Below are 21,162 nucleotides of genomic sequence, written 5' to 3'. Positions count from 1 at the left end.
AAAAAATTGTGAAACACTGAGAATGTGTTGCAGCCCATTCACCGAGGTCAGGACAGAACAATCGCACCTGTTTGGTAATGCAAGCCGCCTTCAATGTCGTCCTTGATTAAGTACGCACCATCCAGATCAACGAGCACGGCATTGGCTGCTACCGGAAGGGCTGCTTTCATGGCAATCGAGCTTCCCAGCATGCATCCAACCATGATCTCCAATCCGGCTTCACGGGCTCGGCGTTCTAGTTCCAGTGCGCCCGTTAACCCGCCGGTTTTATCCAGTTTTATGTTGACCATTTGATAAAGGCCGATCAACGAAGGTATGTCAGCTTGGGTATGGCAGCTTTCATCTGCACAAATAGGAATTGGGCTATTTAAACCTTTTAGCCTTTCATCTTCTGCAGCTGGCAGCGGTTGCTCAATCATGGCGATGTTAAGTGGAACCAATTGGTGAATGGTTTGGTGTAAATCAAGTGCAGACCAGGCTTCGTTGGCATCGACAATAAGCGTTGCATCGGGTGCGACCTGACGAACCGCACTCAAACGTTCATAAATATCCTCTGCATCCAGTTTTACTTTAATCAGACGTGCGCCTTGATCGATGTAGCTGCTGGCTTCTTGGGCCATGTTATCCGCAGATGAGATAGACACAGTCATTGCCGTTTGAATCGTGCTTGGAAGATCAAATTCGAATGGAAAACTCTTCGACGCCAAATCCCAGAGCGCACAGTCGATGGCGTTTCTGGCTGCGCCGGCTGGCAGCAGTGTTTGCAGCGTAGCTCGGTCGAACTGGTGAGGCTCTAGCGATGCAATCTGTGCCATCACGCTGTCAAAGGTTTCGCCATATCTCCCTGTCGGGGAGCATTCACCAATTCCCACCTTGCCATCTTGCGTTATGGTGACTTGAATGACTTCCGCCGTAGTGCGGCTTCCTCTCGATATGGTGAATGGCTTTTTCAGCTTGTACGATACAATTTGGGCATCAATTTTCACGGCTATCTCCTCAAAACTGTTGTTCTATGCGCGTGACAATAGAAGAAACGCCATAACGAACAGGATCGGTTGCGGGTAAACCATATTGTTTAGAAAGCGCATTCAAGTAAGACAGAGCCTCTGCATCGTCCAATACGGAAGTATTGACCGCAATGCCGACAAATTGTGGGTTGGAACTGGTAAGCTTCGCAAGAGAGACGGATAACACCATAATGTCTTCCAACTCAGGCATGGCCATATGTGGTAAATGGCGCATATGGTCTCGTCCCACCTCATGACACAAGACCAACGCATCGGGTTGGGCTCCGTGAAGGAGCCCCATCGTAACGCCTGAGAAGGCAGGGTTAAGCAATGATCCCTGTCCCTCGATAAGCTGCCACTGGTGTGGTTGGCATTCTGGGGAGAGGGATTCGGTCGCTCCAGAGATAAAATCTGCGACCACTGCATCAATCGCGATGCCTGAGCCTTGTATCAGTATCCCTGTTTGGCCAGTGGCACAAAAAGTGGCATCAAACCCTTTGTCTTGCATGGCTTTTTCCAAGGCCAGTGTCGTGAACATTTTCCCTACTGAGCAATCAGTCCCCACTGTAAGCAATCTCCGGCCCGACCGTTTTGCTCCTGAACCAACATCGAGTTGCTCGTTGTTATGGCGTAAATCGAACAGTGATACGCCACGTAGGTTTGCAGCGTGTGCAATGGCGGGAACGTCAGTGAGCTTTTGGTGCAAACCAGAAGCGATATTCATGCCTAACTCAATCGCTTCAACAATGAGCGGAATCCAATGTTCAGCTAATACCCCTCCTGCGTTTGCGGTGCCTAAGACCAGCGTTTTCACCCCCATGTCAGATGCAGTTTTGATGTCCATGTCGGGCAGAGAAAGCGACGCCGTGCTTTCGTTTAGACGAAGCTGTCCGAGACATTTCTCTGGGCGCCAATAGTGAATGCCGCGCGCTGTTTTGATAGAGAGCGGATCAGAGGAGTCTCCGAGCATTAATAGGTAGGGGGAAGGGATATTCATAACTGTCCTTGTTTGCATCGAACGATTGCTGGTGGCTTCAATACACTAACTATAAGAACGAATTAGGCAGTATGGAAAATGCCAAGTCAGCCTGACCAATGCATAATTGTTATGGCAAGGCTTTATAATTGTTATGTAGATCTCGTAAATAGGTTGTTGCGACGCTATTTGGTGGATATTCTGGATTTTTGTTGAGGGAGCGAAGGCGTGATGAATATCGAAAGCAAATGGCTTGAAGATTTTTTGGTTCTTTCTGCAACACGTAACTTCTCTGTCGCAGCAACGAACAGAAACATCACACAACCTGCGTTTAGTCGTCGTATTAGAATGCTCGAACAGGCAGTGGGGGCTGAGCTTATTGATCGCTCTCAAACACCGATAGCGTTGACTGCCAGTGGTCGCATCTTTCGAGTAACAGCGAGAACCTTGATAACCCAAATTGCCGACAGTATTGGCGAAATATCTGCGTTGAATTATACCGATGGAAGTATCGTAAGAATTGCTTCGGCACATTCGCTCGTATTTCGGTCTACGGAAATGCTACAGCATCATTTTAGTGAGGAAGAGATGCCCTTGCTTTGTGTCGATGCTATGAATGTGGATGAAGCCGTAGAAGCGTTGCAGCAGGGGGGATGTGACATCTTGCTCGCATTTGACAACGAGCATTTAAAGCTGCCTCCTTTTGAACATATCCAAATGGGAACGGGAAGCCTAATCCCCGTTAGTGGTGCGAAATCAGACGGTTCGCCACGCTTTAGCATTGAAGAAGACACCGTTCCGTGGTTGGCTTATAGCCCTTCGCTATATATGGGCCGCCAACTTGAACCCGTTCGGCAGCAATTAGCACTCATGCCTGTTTTTATTTCATCAATGGTCGATCTTCTCAAAAAGCAGGCTATCGATGGAAATGGCGTTGCATGGCTTCCCGATTTCTTAATTACTCACGAGCTAAATACAGGCGAGTTAATTGAGATTGGCGATGAGTCACACCAGCGTAACGTGTCGTACTTCGCGTATAGGTATCAATCTCGGTTGCATCCGTCGGGGGAGAAAGTGTGGTCTGCACTTAAAAATATTGCGGGTGTTGATACCCGATAAATTCGTGCATTTTCAGATGACTTGGGCTTTTTGCGAAGCGAGGATGAGAGAAGAGTAACAATGCGCTGCTATATTTTTTTAGAGTAGTGCCGATAACTAGGATAGACGACTATAGAATTCATATTCGCTGCGAAAAGCCATTGTTTCAAACGGGAGGAGTTATGCCGTTGAAAGAACCTATCCCAAATTTTGTAAAGGCGATGGGGCATCGTGTTATTAGCTATATTTTGAACGTTTCTGAGCCAGAAGCGAGGCAAATCCTTCAGCAGCAATTCGCGCTATCCGCCAAGCAAAAAGATACCTTGGCATCCTACATTCAATTGTGCCGTCAAATGCGTGCCGTCGCTGTATCTCAAGGCGATATTGAACAGTCATTTTTTCATCGTTTACCTCATGTTCTGCACGGCGAACGCCATATTTTCACGGTTTGGCACAAACAAAATAATGGCCGAGTGATCAATACCAAAGGCAGCGACGCACTATCAAAAAGTCTTGCTGCACTGGCACTCGATTTGTATCCGCTTTTTTTAGTGAAAGCGGGGACAAGACCTCACCTGTTTTACCGAGCGTCAGGGTATCTGAGTGCAGCTATTTCGCATCTTCCCAGCAGTAAAGCGTTATACCGTCAGATCTTGGAAGATCTCTCTTTTGAACGTATCTTCGAAGCAATCGGGAACTCCCCAAGCGAAACATGGGGACATTACGCAGACTCAAATGGGCGAAGAGGCATCATCACCCTTTCTTCTCTGCCTGCAGCGATTTTGATTAATAGTTACGATTTAATGCGTATTCGTGGCCCCGTATCCCAAGAGACATTTGTCGATACTGTATTGGAAATGCTCGAAATCGCCAGGAGCGTCGCAGATGGTGAAGTGGCTCAGATCCCTCTTTTCGTTGGTTTTAGAAACGCATCGTTGACCGACCTTGACGAGCTAGATACCAAGTGGGGTACGTTACGCCGGTACACCCCTTCAATCGCCGAGTATGTTCTTCAAATCCCCAGCCAAATGGCGAAGCGAAAAGACAGCGGCTTTATGTTGGAGTCAGGTTTTGCGTATGCGGTGAACAGTGGTGATTTGCTGGAAGATGATGATTGGCCAGATGAAGTTCAAGACGCTGAAAATGAAAAAGCTTCTACCGAACTCAACATCACACTTTGTATCGCCATGTGCTTTCTTTCTGAATCATCGCCATTTGTTGCGCCGGAATGGGTTTGGCGGGTTGACCCGTTCTCGCTGGAAAGTGCCAAAGAGTGGGTCGATACCGTACAAGAAGCCGAATATCCATTAGAGATCTCCAATGATGTGTTAGATGATCTCGAAAGTTGGAGCCTGAGATTGGAGGATACGGACTCAAGAGGAATTCGTATCGCATTCTCTCGCTTGTTTTGTGCAGCGAGACAGCCTGAAAAATTAGATGGCTTGTTGGACAGTATTCTGGCGCTAAGAAATTTATTTGGGGCAGGTGCGGATGCTAATCGCTTGTCTGATGCAATCGGCGCACTTGTGATTGGCGGAAGTGATGAAGCAATTCAATTAGCCAAAACGTTAGAGCAAGATTGGGCATTGATATTGTCTGGTGAAGCGTGGTGGGACGCCGAGGAGATTCGAGATAAGACACTGAGCTGTATTTCATTATGCTTAACGTGTCTCCATCATATGTACTTAAAGTATCCAACGCTCGTTAGTGATCCTGAGCGTTTAGAACGCATTATTGCTTCGTCATAGCTATTTAGTTGAAACTTGCAATAAGAATCAGAGAGATAAAGCGGTGCAATACCTTGTGCTGTGCCAAATAGAGGGTTTAGTTGGACGCGGAAAATGTGCTCTAATTACAGAAGGAAGTGAACAATAAAAATATAAGGAGCCATTGTGGGCGCAAAAGTCAGTCAATTAAATGTCTTTCCGGTGAAATCTGTCGCTGGGATAAGCCTTTCAAATGTTTGGGTTGAAAAGATAGGCTTCAGCTTCGACCGCCGCTTTATGGTCGCTGACAGCACGGGAAAATTTGTAACCGGGCGAACCGAACCCAAAATGACGCAAGTTAAAGCGTCAATGAATGCTGATGGGATTACGCTTACTCACCCAACCATGTCTCCTTTGATGCTTAAATACGCGCACTTTTCGATGGATCGTGTCGATACCAACGTATTTAAAGATGAATTTCCAGCCTACTCGACAACCTCGACAGCAAATGCCTGGTTTAGCCACCTGTTAGGGGGTAAAAAGCAACTGCTATTTATTGGGCAGGAATCTTCACCCCGCGTTTCTTCTAGTGCCGAAACACAGGTCAGTTTCGCTGATGGCTTCCCAGTACTTTTGATCTCTGACGCATCATTAGACGCCTTAAATGCGCGTTCGCCCGACAAACACTCGATGGATCAATTCCGTACAAACATCGTCGCGACTGGTTGTGAAGCATTTGAAGAGGATACGTGGGGGAAAGTGCGTATAGGTTCGGTCGTGTTTGATGTTGCCCGCCCATGTAGCCGTTGTATTTTCACTACTTTGGATTTAGAAACCGGTCGTTTTCGAGCAACGGGCGAACCGATTACGACACTGAGCCAGTTCCGTACTGACGAGAGTGGCAATGTTAATTTTGGTATGAACTTGATTGCGCTAAACGAAGGTGTGATTTCCGCTGACGATAAAATCGAAGTCCTGGAATACCGAGACGTAGAAGTCTATGAGGACCACACAACACCCAAGTTGAATCTAAAAGTCAGAGAGGTTGAAGAAGTTGCTAAAGACTTTAAAACATTCTGGTTTGACAGTCAGCAGGGCACACAGCCTCAATATAAAGCAGGTCAACATCTGCCGATTGAGTTAAATATTGATGGTGAGCGAATCCAGCGCCGTTACACCTTGTCCTCTTCGCCTACGCGCCCTGAGCGTTTGGCTATTTCGGTTAAACGTGTTGAAGGTGGTCAGGTATCAAATTGGATTCATGACAACTTTGTAGTGGGTAGCCAGTTTAAAGCCCAACAGCCTGACGGGCAGTTTCATTTGAGTGATGATGTGGCGAAGCGCAGTCCGCTACTATTGCTTTCTGGAGGTAGTGGCGTCACCCCAATGATGTCGATGCTTAGAGCAATGGCTGATAGTGATGGTATTCATGACGTCCTATTTTGGCACCAATGCCGCGCAGAAGAGGATATTCCTTTTGCCTCCGAACTCGAAGAGCTGACTAAACAACACAAAGGCTTATCTGTTGTATTTACACTTAGCCGTCCTTCGTCTTCTTGGACGGGAGAGTCTGGTCGCTTAAGCGCATCTCACTTAGTTGCAATGTCCAACCTTGAAGCACGACAGATATATTTGTGTGGCCCGGAAGGGTTTATGTCTTCTGCAAAAGTGTTGTTGGAAGAAGCGGGCATTTCTCCTGATAAAGTGCAGCAAGAGTTTTTCGAACCGCCGACAATAGAGCAAGATGCACCGCCAAAAGATGTGTCTATCACCATTGAAGGGGAGTTCATCTATGGCAACAATCAACGCCCAATACTTGTGCAAGCTGAAGAAGCCGGTGTTCAGGTGGATTATTCATGTCGAGCAGGTGTGTGTGGTTGCTGTAAGCTGAAATTGGTCGAGGGAGAAGTGGACCAACCCGACATGCCTGCGCTTTTCCCTGGTGAAAAAGAAGAGGGGCTTGTCCTTGCCTGTTGTTGTATCCCGCAAGGTGATGTTGTTTTGACCAAGGTTTAACCAACTGATAGAAACTTAACGGAATTTTTCTGAAACCTAACATTATTAGCCGCTGCCGTGCGTTATGATGGCGGCGGCTTTTTTAATTGGACGAATGTAATGACAAAGACAAAGAAAACATCGGTTTTGTTCCTTGTTGGTGGGATGGTATTAAGTGGTTTTCTTGTTGCTTACTTTATGTCGTCAAACGAGCGTTCATCCCAAGATGCGCTAGATACCCTGACGGCGCAACGAGACGCTTCAAATGTCGCACTGGCCGTTGCACGTGATGAAGTTTTGGCATTAGAGACAAAAATAGAAGAGCAGGTGACCGATATCGCCAGTTTGCAGACAAAGCTGTCTGAGAAAGAGTTGGCGTCTCATTCTCTTCTTGAACAAATAGAAATCAATAAGAAAAAACACACCCAAGAGACAAAGGTGCTGAATGATAAGGTTGCCGCGTTAGAGACCAACGTTAGCGCATTAGAGCAGCGAATCATTGATACAGACAAGCTCTATGAACAGCGTTATGCCCTGACAAAACAAGTGGGTGATCTCAACGAAGACATATTGAAGGCCAGCCACAAAGCTGAACTCAGTAAGACGGCATGTGATGAGTTTAAGCAAGGTAACTCTTGGAATTGGGTATCTGAAGCGGACTGTGACAAGTTCAATAAATGGCGACAAGAAGGGCAGCAGCTAATTGTTGAGTTTGAAAACAAAAACAGAGCACTGGACAGCGTAAATCGACAAATCGCGTCTTTTCGCGCGCCGCAAGAATAACCAATCGTAACGGTATGGCGTTTCGGTGAGGGTCTCGGGTAAAACGGTACCTAATTCAACAAAGCAGTGATAGAAAGCTGAATCGTGGCGATAAAGTGAACAACTCGCACTATGCTTATGAGAAGAATGTCATATGCTTGAGACATTAGTGCGCACTTTACGTTATATTTTGCGCCTTGATCGATTGGCGATAGCCAGTATTACTTCTTGATGCATTCAGTATCAAAATCATGAAACATAGGGGTAGACACTTTGACGACCCGAGTATTGATCACTGATGATTCTGCTTTAGCACGAAAGCAGTTAGCTCGTTCATTCCCTTCCGATTTCGACGCTGACGTGTCGTTTGCAGAAAACGGCAAAGTTGCTGTCGAATTACTCAAAGAACAGTCATTTGATGTTATGTTTCTTGACCTGACCATGCCCGTAATGGACGGTTATGAAACGTTAGATGCGATGAAAAAACACCGCATAAATGTGCCTGTCTACGTCGTTTCCGGTGACATTCAACCGAAAGCACAAGAACGGGTTTTAAGACTCGGGGCCAAAGCCTTTGTTAAAAAGCCTGTCAGTCCAGAAAAGCTAGAAGAGATTCTTACGCCTTATAAATCCATTCGGACCGAGCCTGCACCAGCTCCTGTTGTGGCTCCTAGCGCACCAAGCCAGCCAACACAATCAGCGACAACCGCCGCCTTAAATGACATGAAGGTGGGAAGACGCGAGATGTATATGGAGGTTGTGAACGTCGCCATGGGGCGAGCCGCAGACTCCTTGGCGAGGTTTTTTGATGTGTTCGTACATATGCCGCTTCCTCAAGTCAACGTGTTGGAGGTCAGTGAGCTGGTCATGACGGTCAGGCATTTGGCAAACAATGACAACATGTCGGGAATTTGCCAAGGCTTTAGTGGAGAAGGGCTTGCTGGTGAAGCACTGATGTTGATTTCAGATTCATCGATGAAAGATTTATTAAACATCATGGATTACCCTGACGACGGTACGGTCGATAACGAACTTGAAGTGATGGTGGATGTTAGCAACGTCCTTATCAGTGCGTTTTTATCCGGTATCGGAGAGCAAGCTGGGCTAGTTTTCGCACAAAGTTATCCAGAAATCATTGGTCAGCATTTGGCAGTCGACAGATTGGTGGAGAAAATGCAGGGCACCTGGAAGCGTACGGTGACTATTGAGGTTAGCTACGCCATTGATGGAACGAACATCAAGTGCGACTTGCTCCTGTTACTCGTCGATGATTCTTTACCACTACTTGATGCGAAACTGGCATATTTGATGGATGATGAGGACTAACCATGATTGACTCACCAGAATTTGAACAGTTCAACTGGATGGTCGATATGGTACAGAATATCGACATGGGCCTGATCGTTGTGGACCGTGATTTTAATATTCACATGTGGAATGGCTTTATGGTGCACCACACGGGCAAACATCCGAACAAAGTGCAAGGTAAGTGTTTGTTTGATGTCTTTCCTGAAATTAATGAAGCATGGTTTCGCGCCAAATGCCGTCCTGTGTTTGAATTGAAATGTCGTGGTTTCGTGGTTTGGAAGCAACGCCCGTATCTTTTCCGTTGCCGCAATGTTCGGCCAATCACTGGTGAAGCCGAGTTCATGTACCAAAACGTGTCATTAAACCCGATCGTCAATTTGCGTGGGGAAGCTCAGCACATGTTTATCTCAGTTGCGGATGTCACTCCAGAAGCACTGGCAAAACTGCATTGACGTGAAAATCTGAATAAAAAATGCCCGCTCTATGCGGGCATTTTCAGTTTAAGGTCTCACGCATTTTGGTGCGTTAGTGGTCGAAGGCGGTAACCGCTGTATTGCTGCTTGTAGGTCTTCAATACGCGTAGTGTGTGAGGGGTGAGAGGAGAAAAATTCAGGGGGAGCACCGCCGGAGGCTTTGGCCATATTGCGCCAAAGCTCGACACTTTGTTGAGGGTCGAAGCCAGCATCATTCATCAACTGCAGCCCAATTAGATCGGACTCTGATTCATGCGTTCGACTAAAGGGCAATAACACGCCCACGTTTAGGCCTAATCCCAGTCCTGCCATAATCATGTTTTGGTTATCTGTCCCTGACGCACCCAGCGCAATGTTCGCCACCTGTAGCGCACCATTTGCTGCAAGTGAGCTTGAAACACGCTCACCACCGTGGTTAGCCATTACATGACCAATTTCGTGGCCAACGACGGCAGCAAGTTGATCGGGCGTTTGAGCAACGTCAAGCAAGCCTGTATACACGCCAATCTTCCCTCCAGGTAGCGCAAAGGCGTTTACTTGATCGCTATCGAAGACAACCACTTCCCATTTTTCAAAATCAGGCTGTGGTGGTGTCACTGTTAGCAGCGCGTCGGTCACACATTGCACATAGGCGTTGGTCCGTTTGTTTTTGCTGATCTTTTCTTCCTTTTTAAGTTCAGCAAATGATTGGTTACCCAAGGTAGCCATTTCCGAGCCAGATACCATGATGAATTGGTTACGCCCGGTTGGTGATGTGGAACAGCCGACGAGCAAAGCAACAAGTGCTGCTGCAGTGGTAATTTTTGCATGTAATAGTGGCATGGCTTTGTCCTTTCAAGCGTCTCTTTTCTAAAGTGTCCCTGTTCGTATCTTTCATTACTACTTCACAATAGAAAGGTGATTGCCTCAATGAAATAGAACAATTCCATAAACTACCTACTACAAGCCTAATCAAAAAAGTCACATAAACGAGTTTGTGAAGTGTGTTGAAAGAATTAGCGATTTCAGGGCGAAGAACCGATAATGGCGAAAAGACCGGAGCAGTATTAGGAGCGAGCGTGTCTATTTGGAAGAAACCGATCTCTATTGAAGGATTGAATGCCACATCCGCAAACACACTGATGGCACATTTGGACATTCGTTATACCGAATTCGACGACAACAGCTTGTCAGGAACGATGCCCGTTGACCATCGCACCCATCAGCCGTTGGGAATGCTGCATGGAGGAGCCTCTGTTGTATTGGCTGAGTCACTAGGTTCTTTAGCAGCAAACATGGCAGTCGATGAAAACAAATACTGTGTTGGTTTAGATATTAATGCGAATCACATTCGTGCGATGCGTTCGGGTCTCGTACATGGCAAAGCCACAGCGGTACATTTAGGGGCGACGACACATGTATGGCAGATTGAGATCACTGACGAGCGCGGTCGGCTAGTGTGTACAAGTCGACTAACCATGGCCGTTATGACACACAAAGGTAAGTAATAAATGGTCATCCAAATTACTGGCGGTCGTGTTATCGCAACCATGCATGAAGTCATGGTGAAACTCCAAGAAAACAAAGCAACGCTGCAAGCACAGGTAGATGACATAGCGATTCTGGCGGCACCTAAAATGCTTGTCGTGAGTGGCGGCAGTATCAATTGGAGCATTTCGCTTGAAACTGATGAAAATGTTCAGGCTCTGAGTGAAGCAACGGGAATTGCTGTCAAAAACTGAAGAAGAAACGCGCGAACAATATTCGCGCGTTTAGTAAGAATAGAAGTATGAATCAGTATTCTGCAGTGACTTCGTAACTGGTGAACTTACGTACGTTAATCACGCCCGTGTCGAAGATCAGGTATTGGCCTTTAATTCCCTGAAGAATGCCAGTTACCACAGGATCTTTATCAAAATTTAGCGAAGTAATTTTTGTTGGGAACTCTGTGACAGGGTAACTAATATTAACAATGTCATGTTGAATAGTTTCTACTGCATCAAAGCCATACTGAAGGCGTAGGCTGAAGATTTTGGCATCTACGAGCGGCAAAAGGCGACGCGCTTCTTCTTTTAAGTCGATATCGGCATTGTTGCCTTTCAACATTGCACGCCAATTGGTTTTGTCCGCTAAAAAATCTGCAAGTGCGATTTCAACTAACCCAGATAGATGACGGCTTTTCACTTTCAAAATAGGTAATGCCTGCGTCGCACCCTGATCAACCCAACGCGTTGGAATTTGGCTAGCGCGGGTGATCCCCACTTTTAGTCCTGACGTGTTGGAGAGATAAACAATGTGGTCTGTCATGCAGAACTGCTCACCCCATTCTGGTTCACGACAAGTCCCATCAGCAAAATGGCAAGTTTCTGGTTTTAAGATGCACATGTCACAACGCGCGAGTTTCTTCGTACAAGGAAAGCAATGTCCTTGGCTAAAGCTTTTGTTTGTTTTCGCGCCACAGGCATCACAATAGATATTGCCCGTGTATGTCAGGGTGAGAGGCTTTCCAATAAGGCTATTAAGTTCGACGAGTGCGTCGCCCACAGGGAGAGAATATGTCACGCCATTATCCAGCGTGCTCTTCATTTTGCTCAACGTTCCAGTAGTCATGCTCGTTATTATTTTGTTTTCCTTTGGTGGCAGTAGTGTATACCCAACTCACCTGAAAATGCAGTCTTGCGTTACTTCATCATTAACGAACATTAACAGGTTTAGTTGGTTTGCCTAAAAAAGGAGCAAAACGAGGAAGCCGCCGGGTTAACGCTTGACCATGCCGTCATTGAGGTCCTTATAAAGTGAAACCGAAACGATAAGCATATTGAGGTCGATATCTTCATTGATGTCATCAATGACAAAAAGATCTGCGTCTGACGTTGAGGTGTTATTTTCCGCTAATACGACGATATCTTGGTTGATGTCACCATAAATGGTGAGTTGTTCAATTTTCTCATACTGGCCAAACGAAAGCAGCGAAAAAGGCGCAAGTTCCGGTTTAGCTGAAACAGGAAGAGTGAAAGCCATAGCGGCAGCAAGCAAAGAGGCATTCAACAAACGCATATTATGTTCCTTCATTATTTTTTCGAAGAGTGTCATACACGTCGCCATACTATGTCAGGTGTAGGTCAGAAGCAGTTGGAGAAACGGTTAAAGCCCTTTTAAAATGCGGGCTCTGGGCAGAAGATCACGTTATGGTGTCAGACAATGAGGCAGCGGGAATGAGGCGTTTATACCGATATGTTTGTATAAACGCCTGAAGATTATGCGTCGACCTTGATAAGGTTTAACGCGACGCGGTAGCTATCAACAAATGATGGGATCGGAAGAAACTCAAAGCGGCTATGGAAATTGTGTGCGCCAGTGAAAAAGTTTGGTGTAAACAGTCCTTTTACTGAAAGCGCAGAGCCGTCAGTACCGCCACGCATGGCAATGGTCTTCGCTGGGATTTCCATCTCCTCCAACACGCGATACAGGCGTGTTAACGCCTCGATATCTTCTCCCATTGCCTGCGCAATATTGCTATATACGTCGGTCAGAGTCAGTGAGATATCTGCTTTGGGATGTTTGTGCTTAAGCAGGGTCTCGACGGATTGTAAGTAGGCTTTTCTGTCATCGTACTGTGATTGAACAAAATCACGAATTGCGACGACGACTTTCGCGGTGTTTTGATTTCCCTGTATATCGGTTACCCAGAAATACCCTTCTCGGCCTTCGGTTTGCTCTGGTAGTCCGTGATCTCTTAGCAAATCAATGAAGTCAGCGGCGATAAGGTTTGGGTTAACCAGCACATTCTTTGCACTCATCGGGTGGGCAGTGATACCAGAGATATCAAGGACAGCGGTACCCGCATTGAAGGTCTCATAGATCACCTCTCCGCGCTCACAGCAATCGATGGTGTAACAATAATCAACGGGGAATTTCTCCAAAGGTAATGCTTTAGCACCACGAAGACCAGTTTCTTCGTCTGGTACAAACGCAAAGTAGATGTCGCCGTGTTCGATGTTCGCCGCCTTGATTTCATGTGCAAGCGTCATCATGACTGCGATAGCGGATTTATCATCGGCTCCGAGCACACTGGTTCCGTCTGAAAACAGAATATCCTGTCCTAGATATTTGCTAAGTTCTGGGTGAGAAATTTCATCAATCATGATGTTTTCATCGGCGTTCAAGCACAGTGGTTCGCCTTCATAACGCAGGATCTGAGGGGAAATATCAGGGCTCAGACCGACATCGACGGTATCAAGGTGAGCGATAAAACCAATCTTCTTTGCGTTTGGATTCGTGCCTGGTAGGCGAGCCAAGGCAATGCCTGTTTCAAGCAACTCAGTTTCTGAGTAACCGATGCTGTTGAGTTCATTACAGAGCAATGTTGCCAGTGTGCGTTGTCCTTCGCTGGATGGCAGGGTTGATACGCTGCCATCAGATTGGCTGCTGATAGCCACGTAGCGTTTAAAGTTCGCAATGAGTTTTTGTTCGATTTCTTTCATTCTTGTTATCTCTTAAAGGCCGTACGTGTAACCACTGTTAAAGCCAAGCGGGATGTTGAATCCCCAGAACAGGTAAAGCATGGCCATGAGAGCAATGAGTAGCGCAACGGTGTAAGGAAGCATCATTGATACCAGTGTGCCGATACCTGATTGACTGCTATAGCGTTGCATATAGGAAATGATCAATGGGTAAAAGGCAAACATTGGCGTGCTCACGTTCACGGCACTGTCTGAAATGCGGAAGGCGGCTTGAGTTAACTCTGGTGAAATATCCACAGCCATCAGCATAGGCACCAGAACAGGCGCAAGAATCGCCCATTTTGAAGACGCGGACGTAATAATGATATTCAGAACTGCTGTTAATAGAATCACACCAAAAATGGTCAATTGACCTGGCATGTTCAAGGCCTTAAGGCCTTCTGCACCTGACAACGCAATGAGGCTACCAATGTTTGATTTGCCAAAGCAATACAAGAACTGGGCGCAGAAAAAGGCAAACACGATAAATGAAATCAACGAAGCAGTGATGTTTTCCATCGATTTGGTGACATCTTTCGATGTTTTGAATTTTCCACTCACAAAGCCGTAAACAAGACCGGGTGCGGTGAAGAAAATAAGGAGCAATGGAACAATCGTTTTCATTGCAGGCGCTGCTGGGCTGGTTAATGAGCCGTCTGGTGCGCGGAACAGAGATGATTCAGGCACCATAAGAGCAACGAGAAGTGCGATTATGCCCAGTAGCGTCCAGTTGGCGAGCTTAAACGCGCGCGTTTCTGAATCTGACAGGGTTTCGCTTTCTTCATCAACCTGAGGCACGTCAACAGGTAAGGTGCGTTGCAAGCGAGGCTCGACAATCTTATCGGTCACATACCAACAAGCTCCGATAACGGCGAACGTCGACGCAAAGGAGTAGAAGAAGTTACACAGCACATTGACGACGTATGTTGGATCCAGCACTTGAGCGGCGGATTCTGTAAATCCCGCCAAAATAGGGTCAATAATAGAAGGCGTGTAGGATGCGGTAAATCCACCTGCTAGACCTGCAAAGCCCGCTGCAATGCCGGCTAATGGATGCTTACCTGATTTATAGAATATGTATGCTGACACTGGCATGAGAACAACATACGCAGAGTCAGAGGCGACATGCGCCAAAATACCAATGAAAATTACCGATGGTGTTACTGCTGACATAGGGACAACGGCCAGCAGTTTTCGAAGTGCTGTGGTGATATAGCCAGAGCCTTCTGCAATACCAATACCTAGCGTTGCAACAATGACGATGCCGAGTGGTGGGAAGTTAACAAAGTTACTGACCATTGCACTAAGCAAGTTCATCAACTCTGATGATGTCAGGAGGTTAGCCACTTGAATCGGTTTGTTTGTAAGAGGGTGGATATAGTCAAATTGGATTTGCGAAAGTACCATGGAAAGTAAGATACAGATGCCTGTCGCGAACAGGAAAAGCATCGTGATGTCAGGGATTTTATTTCCAACGTTCTCTATACGATCTAGCCAGCTTTTTTTATTTAAAGGATGAGGTGATGTCTGTGTTGCCATGAATATTCCATTATATAGCAGTTATTGATAGATGAGTTTATTAGCGTTAATGAAGGGATAAAGGCAAGGATAAATAACGCATACTTTGCGGTAGCATTATTAAAGAATCGGTTTGTATATGGAGTTATTTAAAATATTGTCTTATTGAGTGTTTGAAATGTTATTTGTAGCGCGAAATATACGTGGTGTTGATGGTGGATTTCTTTCTATATTGTCTTGATTATCTAGACAGTCTCTGTATGGATAAACGCAATGGGTTGTCAGGTTAACGCTTAGAGTTCAACATAAACAGGACAGTGGTCTGATAGTCGGTAGTTTGCGACGGTGTGATAGGAGTAACGGAACTGCTTGGCTAAGGGAGTTATATCACTTGAAATCGCACCTGGGCTAGCAATAATGTGGTCGATCAATTTGTCATAAACCACTTGCTCCCACCGTTTTGTTCGGAAATTAAAACGACGCGCTTTACATTTCGCCTGAGTAAATTCAGATAAATTAACCAAGTTATCTTTACCTGCACCTTTTACCAGCGACTCCCAAACCCATTCATTGTTTATATTCATGTAGTGATTAAAATCACCGGCAATAATGAACTCTTGCCCCAGCTCTTGTCGCGTTTTGATCCACACGCTAAGTGCATCGACTTGTCTTTCCAACTTCTTACAACTGTTATTTCGCCTTACCGGTGTTTCAAAGCAGCCCGATTTCAAATGAATGGAGAGAAGGTGCAATGAAGGTTGGTTGTCTCTAACGACTTCAATGTACGTGCCATAACGTAAATTACCGCGAGACAAAAATGTCGGTAAACCGAGTGGCTTGTAATCGGCGTGATCGATAACTTGGATGCCTTTCCTTACTGCCCATCCCGTGAACTGATTACTGCCTCGGCTTTTGGTGTAGTACTTGGCGCGGTCAGATAAAAAGAAATTGTATTCATTAGGGTTAAGGACCTTTGAAAGGGCATAGAGGCTATCCACTTCCTGAAATGCCACAAGATCAGCATTAAGCACAGACACGACCGTCTGCATCATGAGGTAATCATCTGCTTTTCGCTGACCCTGAATGATGTCACCTTTGTCGCTGAGCCACTCCATATTCCATGTAGCAAGCGTCAACGATGCAAATGCATGTTTGACGTTCACAGACGCAGCGACAACGACTGCGAGACAGGCAGTATGAATCAGCTTGGAGAAACGAGGGTGGAGTCGAAATGTCATTCAGTAGGTGGTCCTGCGCCGATTTATGCTTTTTTAGCACTCTTATTATTGTGTGTTTCGTTACTAAAGAAAGTCCATGTTGGGGGCTTTCATTGACGATATGGATTGCCGTCTTACTAAACCTCGCTACGGTGAATTGGTAGTAAAAACCCATGCAAACGCTTTACCCGGATACTAGAACATTGTCATCTCAGCTGTCTTACAACATGGTGATTTTGAGTGTCGTGTTGGATTTTTTTACAGACTTTTTTTGATAATTGAATTTATTGCACAGTAATCGAATAGATAAAAATCGCATGCATGTATGCCATGATCTAAATCAAAGTATTGGCTCCGCCGAAATCGTCTAATGCACCACATATTGTATCTCTGTGTGTGAATGCCCCTACATTTTGTATTTCTTGACCTTGCTCTCATTTGCGTGTAAGGCGACTTTTATTCGCTTCTTTTTTGTGGAGCTAAGTGCAAATTTCGGGTAATTCAGCCGTGGAATGACGCTAAAAACCTAGGCGTTTCAACCCATCACCAGAATGATCGAACTCTATCCATCCCTGCCGTAAGTAGGGCTTTTTGTTGAGGAGCTATTTGTGAAACCTGTTGTCATCAAACGCGATGGATGCCGCGTACCTTTCCAGCGCAAGCGCATTGAAGAAGCTGTTTTAAGTGCTGCTGACGCTGTAGAAGACATGGATCAAGCCTATGCAGCAGCAGTGGCAGATGGCGTTTTATCTCAATTTATGCGCCTGGAAGAAGTCGAGATCCACCAGATTCAAGATGCTGTTGAGAATCACTTGATGGCAGGGCCATTCAAGGCAGTCGCTCGCGCATATATCGAATACCGTCATGACAGAGACAGTATTCGCGAGAAAAAGAGCCAACTTAGTCATGAAATTCGTGGTCTGGTTGAGCAAACGAACTCAGATATCCTCAACGAAAATGCGAATAAAGACAGTAAGGTAATTCCTACTCAACGTGATCTGTTGGCGGGTATCGTTGCGAAACACTACGCGAAGCAGTACATGTTGCCGCGTTCAGTTGTGCGCGCACACGAGATGGGTGATATCCATTACCACGATTTGGATTACGCGCCATTCTTCCCAATGTTCAACTGTATGCTGGTGGACTTGGAAAACATGCTTACGCATGGTTTCAAAATGGGTAACGCGGAAATTGATACGCCGAAATCTATTCAAACCGCAACAGCTGTAACGGCTCAGATCATCGCTCAGGTGGCAAGCCACATCTACGGTGGTACAACGATCAACCGTATTGATGAAGTGTTGGCTCCTTACGTTGAAATCAGTTACGAGAAGCACCTTGAAGTTGCTCGTGAGTGGGACATCCCGAATGCGGAAGAATACGCGAAAGCGCGTACAGACAAAGAATGTTATGACGCATTCCAATCGCTGGAATATGAAGTAAACACGCTTCATACAGCAAATGGGCAAACACCATTTGTGACGTTTGGTTTTGGTCTTGGTGAGTCTTGGGCGGCGCGAATGATTCAGCGTTCAATCCTTCGCAACCGTATTGCAGGTTTAGGCAAAAACCGTAAAACAGCGGTATTCCCTAAACTGGTATTTAGCTTGAAGGACGGTTTGAACCTGAAAGAAGGTCAACCAAACTACGATATTAAGCAACTTGCGTTGGAGTGTGCGTCGAAGCGCATGTACCCAGACATTTTGAATTACGACCGAGTTGTTGAAGTGACAGGCTCTTTCAAAACGCCAATGGGTTGTCGTAGCTTCTTATCTACCTACGAAGAAAACGGCGAGTTGATCCACGAAGGCCGAAACAACATCGGTGTTATCAGCATCAACCTTCCGCGCATCGCGATGCGTGCTCAGGGCGATGAAACCGAGTTTTATCGTCTGCTGGATGAAGTGCTGGCGGTGTCTCGTGAAGGTTTGGATACACGCATAGCACGTCTGCAAGGCGTTAAAGCGCGTGTCGCGCCGATTCTCTACATGGAAGGCGCGTGTGGTGTTCGTCTAAACCCAGATGATGATGTCAGTGAGATCTTCAAAAATGGCCGTGCGTCAATCTCTCTGGGTTATATCGGTATCCATGAAACCGTGAATGCACTGTATGGCACTGCTGAGCATGTTTATGACTCAGAAACGCTGCGCCAGAAAGCTGTTGAAGTGGTAGCGTACCTGCGCAAAGCAACGGATAGTTGGAAAAACGAAACAGGCTATGGTTTCAGCTTATACAGCACGCCGAGTGAAAACCTGTGCAGCCGCTTCTGCAAGATAGATGCGAAAGAATTTGGCGTCGTCGCAGGCGTGACGGATAAAGGTTATTACACCAACAGTTTCCATTTGGATGTTGAGAAAAAAGTTAACCCTTACGACAAAATCGATTTTGAAATGCCATACCCGTCAATAGCGAACGGTGGCTTCATTTGTTACGGCGAATATCCAAACATTCAGCACAACGTTGAAGCATTGGAAAATGTCTGGGACTACAGCTACGAGCGCGTTCCATATTATGGAACCAACACCCCAATCGATGAGTGTTACGAATGTGGTTTCACTGGCGAGTTTGATTGTTCAAGCAAAGGCTTTGTGTGCCCAAGCTGTGGCAACCATGACTCCACCAAAGTATCAGTGACACGTCGTGTATGTGGTTACTTGGGAAGCCCGGATGCGCGCCCATTCAATGATGGCAAGCAGGAAGAAGTAAAACGCCGCGTCAAACACATGTAAGGCAAAGATGAACTTCCATCAATATTATCCCGTTGACGTGGTAAATGGCGAAGGTACACGTTGCACCCTGTTTGTGGCAGGGTGCGAACACCAATGCCGAGGTTGTTACAACCAATCCACCTGGTCTTTATGCTCGGGACAGCTATTCGATCAAGCAATGGAAGACAACGTCATTGCCGATCTAAACGACACACGAATTAAGCGAAAAGGGCTGTCACTGAGTGGTGGTGACCCGTTACACCCTGCCAATGTTGCGGCAGTTCTGAAACTGGTTCAGCGTGTTAAACGCGAATGCGAAGGCAAAAACATCTGGCTTTGGACGGGGTACACGCTTGCTGAACTTTCGGATGAACAACGCGAAGTCGTTCAGCTTATTGACGTGTTAATTGATGGGAAGTTTGAAAAGGATCTTGCGGATCCTTCCTTACCCTGGCGAGGAAGCTCAAATCAAACTGTTCATCGTTTGACAGAGAGTTAACACTCGAGCTTTCATCGTGATTTATAGTTCCTATAACGCCGCTTACCTAAGCGGCGTTATTTTTAGGGAACTTGCGTCAAAATCTGCGTCTAACCCTACAGAATGAATCCTCTTAGAAAGAACATGTTATGAAGTACAAATTTGTCGCCTTCTTTTTCCTGCTTTGTTTAAGCCCGATATCTTTTGCTGCATCGAATGCTGATACGCCAGTCTATGAGCATGCACCCGATGGAAAACTCATCATGGGTGAAAAAGAGTGGGTAAAAGTTGATACCGTTGGTGTCACGCTAAAGGCGAGGGTGGATACTGGGGCTACCACTTCATCAATCAGTGCCATTGACATTCAGTCTTTTAAAAAAGATGGCGAGAATTGGGTGAGATTTCGCTTAGCACATGATGGAAGAGAAAGCCGAGTCATCGAACTGCCTGTCGTACGTACAGTTAGAATTATTCAATCCAGTGCCGAAGGCTACGATCGCCGGTATGTCGTTAAGTTACCGATTACCATTGGTGACGTCACAGAAGAAACGCAGTTTACCCTTCGTGACCGCCAGCATTTGATTTTCCCAGTGCTACTTGGCCGCAGCTATTTGAAAGGGATGGCAATGGTCGATGTCAGCCGCCAATACGTGCAACCCAAGCCTGATCACGCTAAAAGGGACTAAGTACGGTAACGTCGCGTATCTATTAAGTAGCCTCGTTCCCCCGAAATTCAATGGGATGAGGCATTTATCGCGGCTCTTTACGTTTAACTGCTTTATCAATTGCCTCAGTTGGGTATAATCGCCCGCCTTAAGTGCGTCACTCCTTCAATTTGCGAGCATCCCATGTCTAAATGTTTTTTCAAAGGCCGTATCGAAACCCGACTAAATCACGTTATGTCTGGCTATAACGTAAACCGTGATGTAAAAGCGGGAACCGAGGAAGCCCCTGTTTCTGTTGTTGTAAACTCAGAAGCACGCAAAGCAGAGATTGAAGCATTGGTTGCGGAGCACGCTATCGTAGCGAATATCGTTGTCGATGCTGCTCAAGAAGAAAACACGGTAGAACTAGACACCGTGATCAACAAGCCAAAAACCATCGTGTTTGAGAAAACCCCGAACCGCAATGATCCTTGCTCTTGCGGAAGCGGTAAGAAATACAAAAAATGTTGTGCCTAAACAACGCAAACAAATGACCGCCTTTGGCGGTTTTTTTGTCTTTGAGGGTGAAAAAACACAGGGTGTATTTGAGAAGAGTATCGCGCATCCTCTCCTTGGTGCTGAATGACTGCAGCCAAACACCCGCTAGCCGAAACGTTGAAATGGCGTAGCGTGCTTTCAGATCAACGTTAATCTGCTCTCATGGTGCTGTTTTTACTTGCACCCATACGGCCTTTCGGTATACATACAAAGGATTAGGTGTTCGATAAGGA

20 protein-coding genes are annotated in these 21,162 nt (G+C 46.1%); 12 read left to right on the top strand and 8 right to left on the bottom strand.

Features of this window, described 5'->3' with window-relative positions; all coding sequences use genetic code 11:
* Positions 1-47: 47 nt before the first annotated feature.
* Both dgcA and dgcN read right to left on the bottom strand, forming a co-directional pair.
* A complete protein-coding gene (dgcA, locus tag LRP49_RS01300; protein WP_274139638.1) occupies positions 48-986 on the bottom strand; it encodes an N-acetyl-D-Glu racemase DgcA in 939 nt (312 codons plus the stop codon).
* Positions 987-996: 10 nt separating this feature from the next.
* Positions 997-2,004: an N-acetyltransferase DgcN gene (dgcN, locus tag LRP49_RS01295; protein WP_274139637.1), complete on the bottom strand. Its 1,008-nt coding sequence runs from the start codon at positions 2,002-2,004 to the stop codon at positions 997-999.
* Positions 2,005-2,214: 210 nt separating this feature from the next.
* On the opposite strand from dgcN, the gene LRP49_RS01290 reads away from it, so the two are divergent.
* The 6 genes from LRP49_RS01290 to LRP49_RS01265 all read left to right on the top strand — a co-directional run bounded on the left by LRP49_RS01290 (position 2,215) and on the right by LRP49_RS01265 (position 9,304).
* Positions 2,215-3,102, top strand: coding sequence for a LysR family transcriptional regulator (locus tag LRP49_RS01290; RefSeq protein ID WP_274140085.1), 888 nt, complete (start codon positions 2,215-2,217; stop codon positions 3,100-3,102).
* 161 nt (positions 3,103-3,263) lie between these two features.
* Positions 3,264-4,829: a hypothetical protein gene (locus LRP49_RS01285; RefSeq protein WP_274139636.1), complete on the top strand. Its 1,566-nt coding sequence runs from the start codon at positions 3,264-3,266 to the stop codon at positions 4,827-4,829.
* A gap of 144 nt (positions 4,830-4,973) precedes the next feature.
* Entirely contained in the window at positions 4,974-6,803 is a 1,830-nt protein-coding gene (locus tag LRP49_RS01280) for a hybrid-cluster NAD(P)-dependent oxidoreductase (RefSeq protein ID WP_274139635.1), read from the top strand.
* A 99-nt stretch (positions 6,804-6,902) separates the two neighbouring features.
* Positions 6,903-7,565: a hypothetical protein gene (locus tag LRP49_RS01275; RefSeq protein WP_274139633.1), complete on the top strand. Its 663-nt coding sequence runs from the start codon at positions 6,903-6,905 to the stop codon at positions 7,563-7,565.
* Between the two features lie 252 nt (positions 7,566-7,817).
* Positions 7,818-8,870, top strand: a complete 1,053-nt coding sequence (locus LRP49_RS01270) for a response regulator (protein ID WP_274139631.1) — start codon at positions 7,818-7,820, stop codon at positions 8,868-8,870.
* A gap of 2 nt (positions 8,871-8,872) precedes the next feature.
* On the top strand, positions 8,873-9,304 hold the full coding sequence (locus LRP49_RS01265; protein WP_274139630.1) for a PAS domain-containing protein: 432 nt from the start codon (positions 8,873-8,875) through the stop codon (positions 9,302-9,304).
* Between the two features lie 48 nt (positions 9,305-9,352).
* Here the strand turns inward: LRP49_RS01265 and LRP49_RS01260 are convergent, their stop codons facing one another.
* Complete coding sequence (locus tag LRP49_RS01260; RefSeq protein WP_274139629.1) at positions 9,353-10,147, bottom strand: M48 family metallopeptidase; 795 nt, start codon at positions 10,145-10,147, stop codon at positions 9,353-9,355.
* Between the two features lie 236 nt (positions 10,148-10,383).
* Between LRP49_RS01260 and LRP49_RS01255 the strand changes: the two genes are divergently transcribed.
* Together LRP49_RS01255 and LRP49_RS01250 are read left to right on the top strand one after the other, a co-directional pair.
* Positions 10,384-10,812 carry a hotdog fold thioesterase gene (locus tag LRP49_RS01255; protein WP_274139628.1) on the top strand — a complete coding sequence of 143 codons (429 nt, stop codon included), beginning with the start codon at positions 10,384-10,386 and terminating at the stop codon, positions 10,810-10,812.
* Between the two features lie 3 nt (positions 10,813-10,815).
* On the top strand, positions 10,816-11,046 hold the full coding sequence (locus LRP49_RS01250) for a DUF3389 family protein (RefSeq protein ID WP_274139627.1): 231 nt from the start codon (positions 10,816-10,818) through the stop codon (positions 11,044-11,046).
* A gap of 52 nt (positions 11,047-11,098) precedes the next feature.
* Here the strand turns inward: LRP49_RS01250 and LRP49_RS01245 are convergent, their stop codons facing one another.
* From LRP49_RS01245 to LRP49_RS01225, 5 genes are all read right to left on the bottom strand, one after another.
* Complete coding sequence (locus tag LRP49_RS01245) at positions 11,099-11,914, bottom strand: DUF2797 domain-containing protein (RefSeq protein WP_274139626.1); 816 nt, start codon at positions 11,912-11,914, stop codon at positions 11,099-11,101.
* Between the two features lie 147 nt (positions 11,915-12,061).
* On the bottom strand, positions 12,062-12,361 hold the full coding sequence (locus LRP49_RS01240; RefSeq protein ID WP_274139624.1) for a hypothetical protein: 300 nt from the start codon (positions 12,359-12,361) through the stop codon (positions 12,062-12,064).
* A gap of 200 nt (positions 12,362-12,561) precedes the next feature.
* Positions 12,562-13,788, bottom strand: a complete 1,227-nt coding sequence (gene pepT / locus LRP49_RS01235; protein WP_274139622.1) for a peptidase T — start codon at positions 13,786-13,788, stop codon at positions 12,562-12,564.
* A gap of 12 nt (positions 13,789-13,800) precedes the next feature.
* On the bottom strand, positions 13,801-15,345 hold the full coding sequence (locus tag LRP49_RS01230) for an AbgT family transporter (protein ID WP_274139621.1): 1,545 nt from the start codon (positions 15,343-15,345) through the stop codon (positions 13,801-13,803).
* A 272-nt stretch (positions 15,346-15,617) separates the two neighbouring features.
* Positions 15,618-16,562: an endonuclease/exonuclease/phosphatase family protein gene (locus tag LRP49_RS01225; RefSeq protein WP_274139619.1), complete on the bottom strand. Its 945-nt coding sequence runs from the start codon at positions 16,560-16,562 to the stop codon at positions 15,618-15,620.
* 587 nt (positions 16,563-17,149) lie between these two features.
* On the opposite strand from LRP49_RS01225, the gene nrdD reads away from it, so the two are divergent.
* The 4 genes from nrdD (at position 17,150) to LRP49_RS01205 (ending at position 20,908) form a co-directional block, all read left to right on the top strand.
* Positions 17,150-19,270: an anaerobic ribonucleoside-triphosphate reductase gene (gene nrdD / locus LRP49_RS01220; protein WP_274139617.1), complete on the top strand. Its 2,121-nt coding sequence runs from the start codon at positions 17,150-17,152 to the stop codon at positions 19,268-19,270.
* 7 nt (positions 19,271-19,277) lie between these two features.
* Positions 19,278-19,748, top strand: a complete 471-nt coding sequence (gene nrdG, locus LRP49_RS01215; protein WP_274139616.1) for an anaerobic ribonucleoside-triphosphate reductase-activating protein — start codon at positions 19,278-19,280, stop codon at positions 19,746-19,748.
* 128 nt (positions 19,749-19,876) lie between these two features.
* A complete protein-coding gene (locus LRP49_RS01210; RefSeq protein WP_274139615.1) occupies positions 19,877-20,413 on the top strand; it encodes an ATP-dependent zinc protease family protein in 537 nt (178 codons plus the stop codon).
* Positions 20,414-20,575: 162 nt separating this feature from the next.
* Positions 20,576-20,908 (top strand): PBPRA1643 family SWIM/SEC-C metal-binding motif protein, encoded by a 333-nt coding sequence (locus LRP49_RS01205; RefSeq protein WP_274139613.1) that lies wholly within the window; start codon positions 20,576-20,578, stop codon positions 20,906-20,908.
* Positions 20,909-21,162 lie beyond the last annotated feature (254 nt).

It is taken from the genome of Enterovibrio qingdaonensis (genome assembly GCF_028683135.1).
GTDB classification, from domain to species: domain Bacteria; phylum Pseudomonadota; class Gammaproteobacteria; order Enterobacterales; family Vibrionaceae; genus Enterovibrio; species Enterovibrio qingdaonensis.
Note: the sequence above shows the minus strand (reverse complement) of the source record. Positions and strands in the feature narration are given on the sequence as shown.

Coding starts and splice junctions, on each gene's coding strand:
- LRP49_RS01260 (WP_274139629.1), bottom strand. CDS start 10,147: ATGCCACTATTACATGCAAAAATTACCACTGCAGCAGCACTTGTTGCT.
- LRP49_RS01210 (WP_274139615.1), top strand. CDS start 19,877: ATGAAGTACAAATTTGTCGCCTTCTTTTTCCTGCTTTGTTTAAGCCCG.
- LRP49_RS01230 (WP_274139621.1), bottom strand. CDS start 15,345: ATGGCAACACAGACATCACCTCATCCTTTAAATAAAAAAAGCTGGCTA.
- LRP49_RS01290 (WP_274140085.1), top strand. CDS start 2,215: ATGAATATCGAAAGCAAATGGCTTGAAGATTTTTTGGTTCTTTCTGCA.
- LRP49_RS01285 (WP_274139636.1), top strand. CDS start 3,264: ATGCCGTTGAAAGAACCTATCCCAAATTTTGTAAAGGCGATGGGGCAT.
- LRP49_RS01250 (WP_274139627.1), top strand. CDS start 10,816: ATGGTCATCCAAATTACTGGCGGTCGTGTTATCGCAACCATGCATGAA.
- LRP49_RS01225 (WP_274139619.1), bottom strand. CDS start 16,562: ATGACATTTCGACTCCACCCTCGTTTCTCCAAGCTGATTCATACTGCC.
- nrdG (WP_274139616.1), top strand. CDS start 19,278: ATGAACTTCCATCAATATTATCCCGTTGACGTGGTAAATGGCGAAGGT.
- LRP49_RS01205 (WP_274139613.1), top strand. CDS start 20,576: ATGTCTAAATGTTTTTTCAAAGGCCGTATCGAAACCCGACTAAATCAC.
- LRP49_RS01240 (WP_274139624.1), bottom strand. CDS start 12,361: ATGCGTTTGTTGAATGCCTCTTTGCTTGCTGCCGCTATGGCTTTCACT.
- LRP49_RS01275 (WP_274139633.1), top strand. CDS start 6,903: ATGACAAAGACAAAGAAAACATCGGTTTTGTTCCTTGTTGGTGGGATG.
- LRP49_RS01265 (WP_274139630.1), top strand. CDS start 8,873: ATGATTGACTCACCAGAATTTGAACAGTTCAACTGGATGGTCGATATG.
- dgcN (WP_274139637.1), bottom strand. CDS start 2,004: ATGAATATCCCTTCCCCCTACCTATTAATGCTCGGAGACTCCTCTGAT.
- LRP49_RS01245 (WP_274139626.1), bottom strand. CDS start 11,914: ATGACTACTGGAACGTTGAGCAAAATGAAGAGCACGCTGGATAATGGC.
- pepT (WP_274139622.1), bottom strand. CDS start 13,788: ATGAAAGAAATCGAACAAAAACTCATTGCGAACTTTAAACGCTACGTG.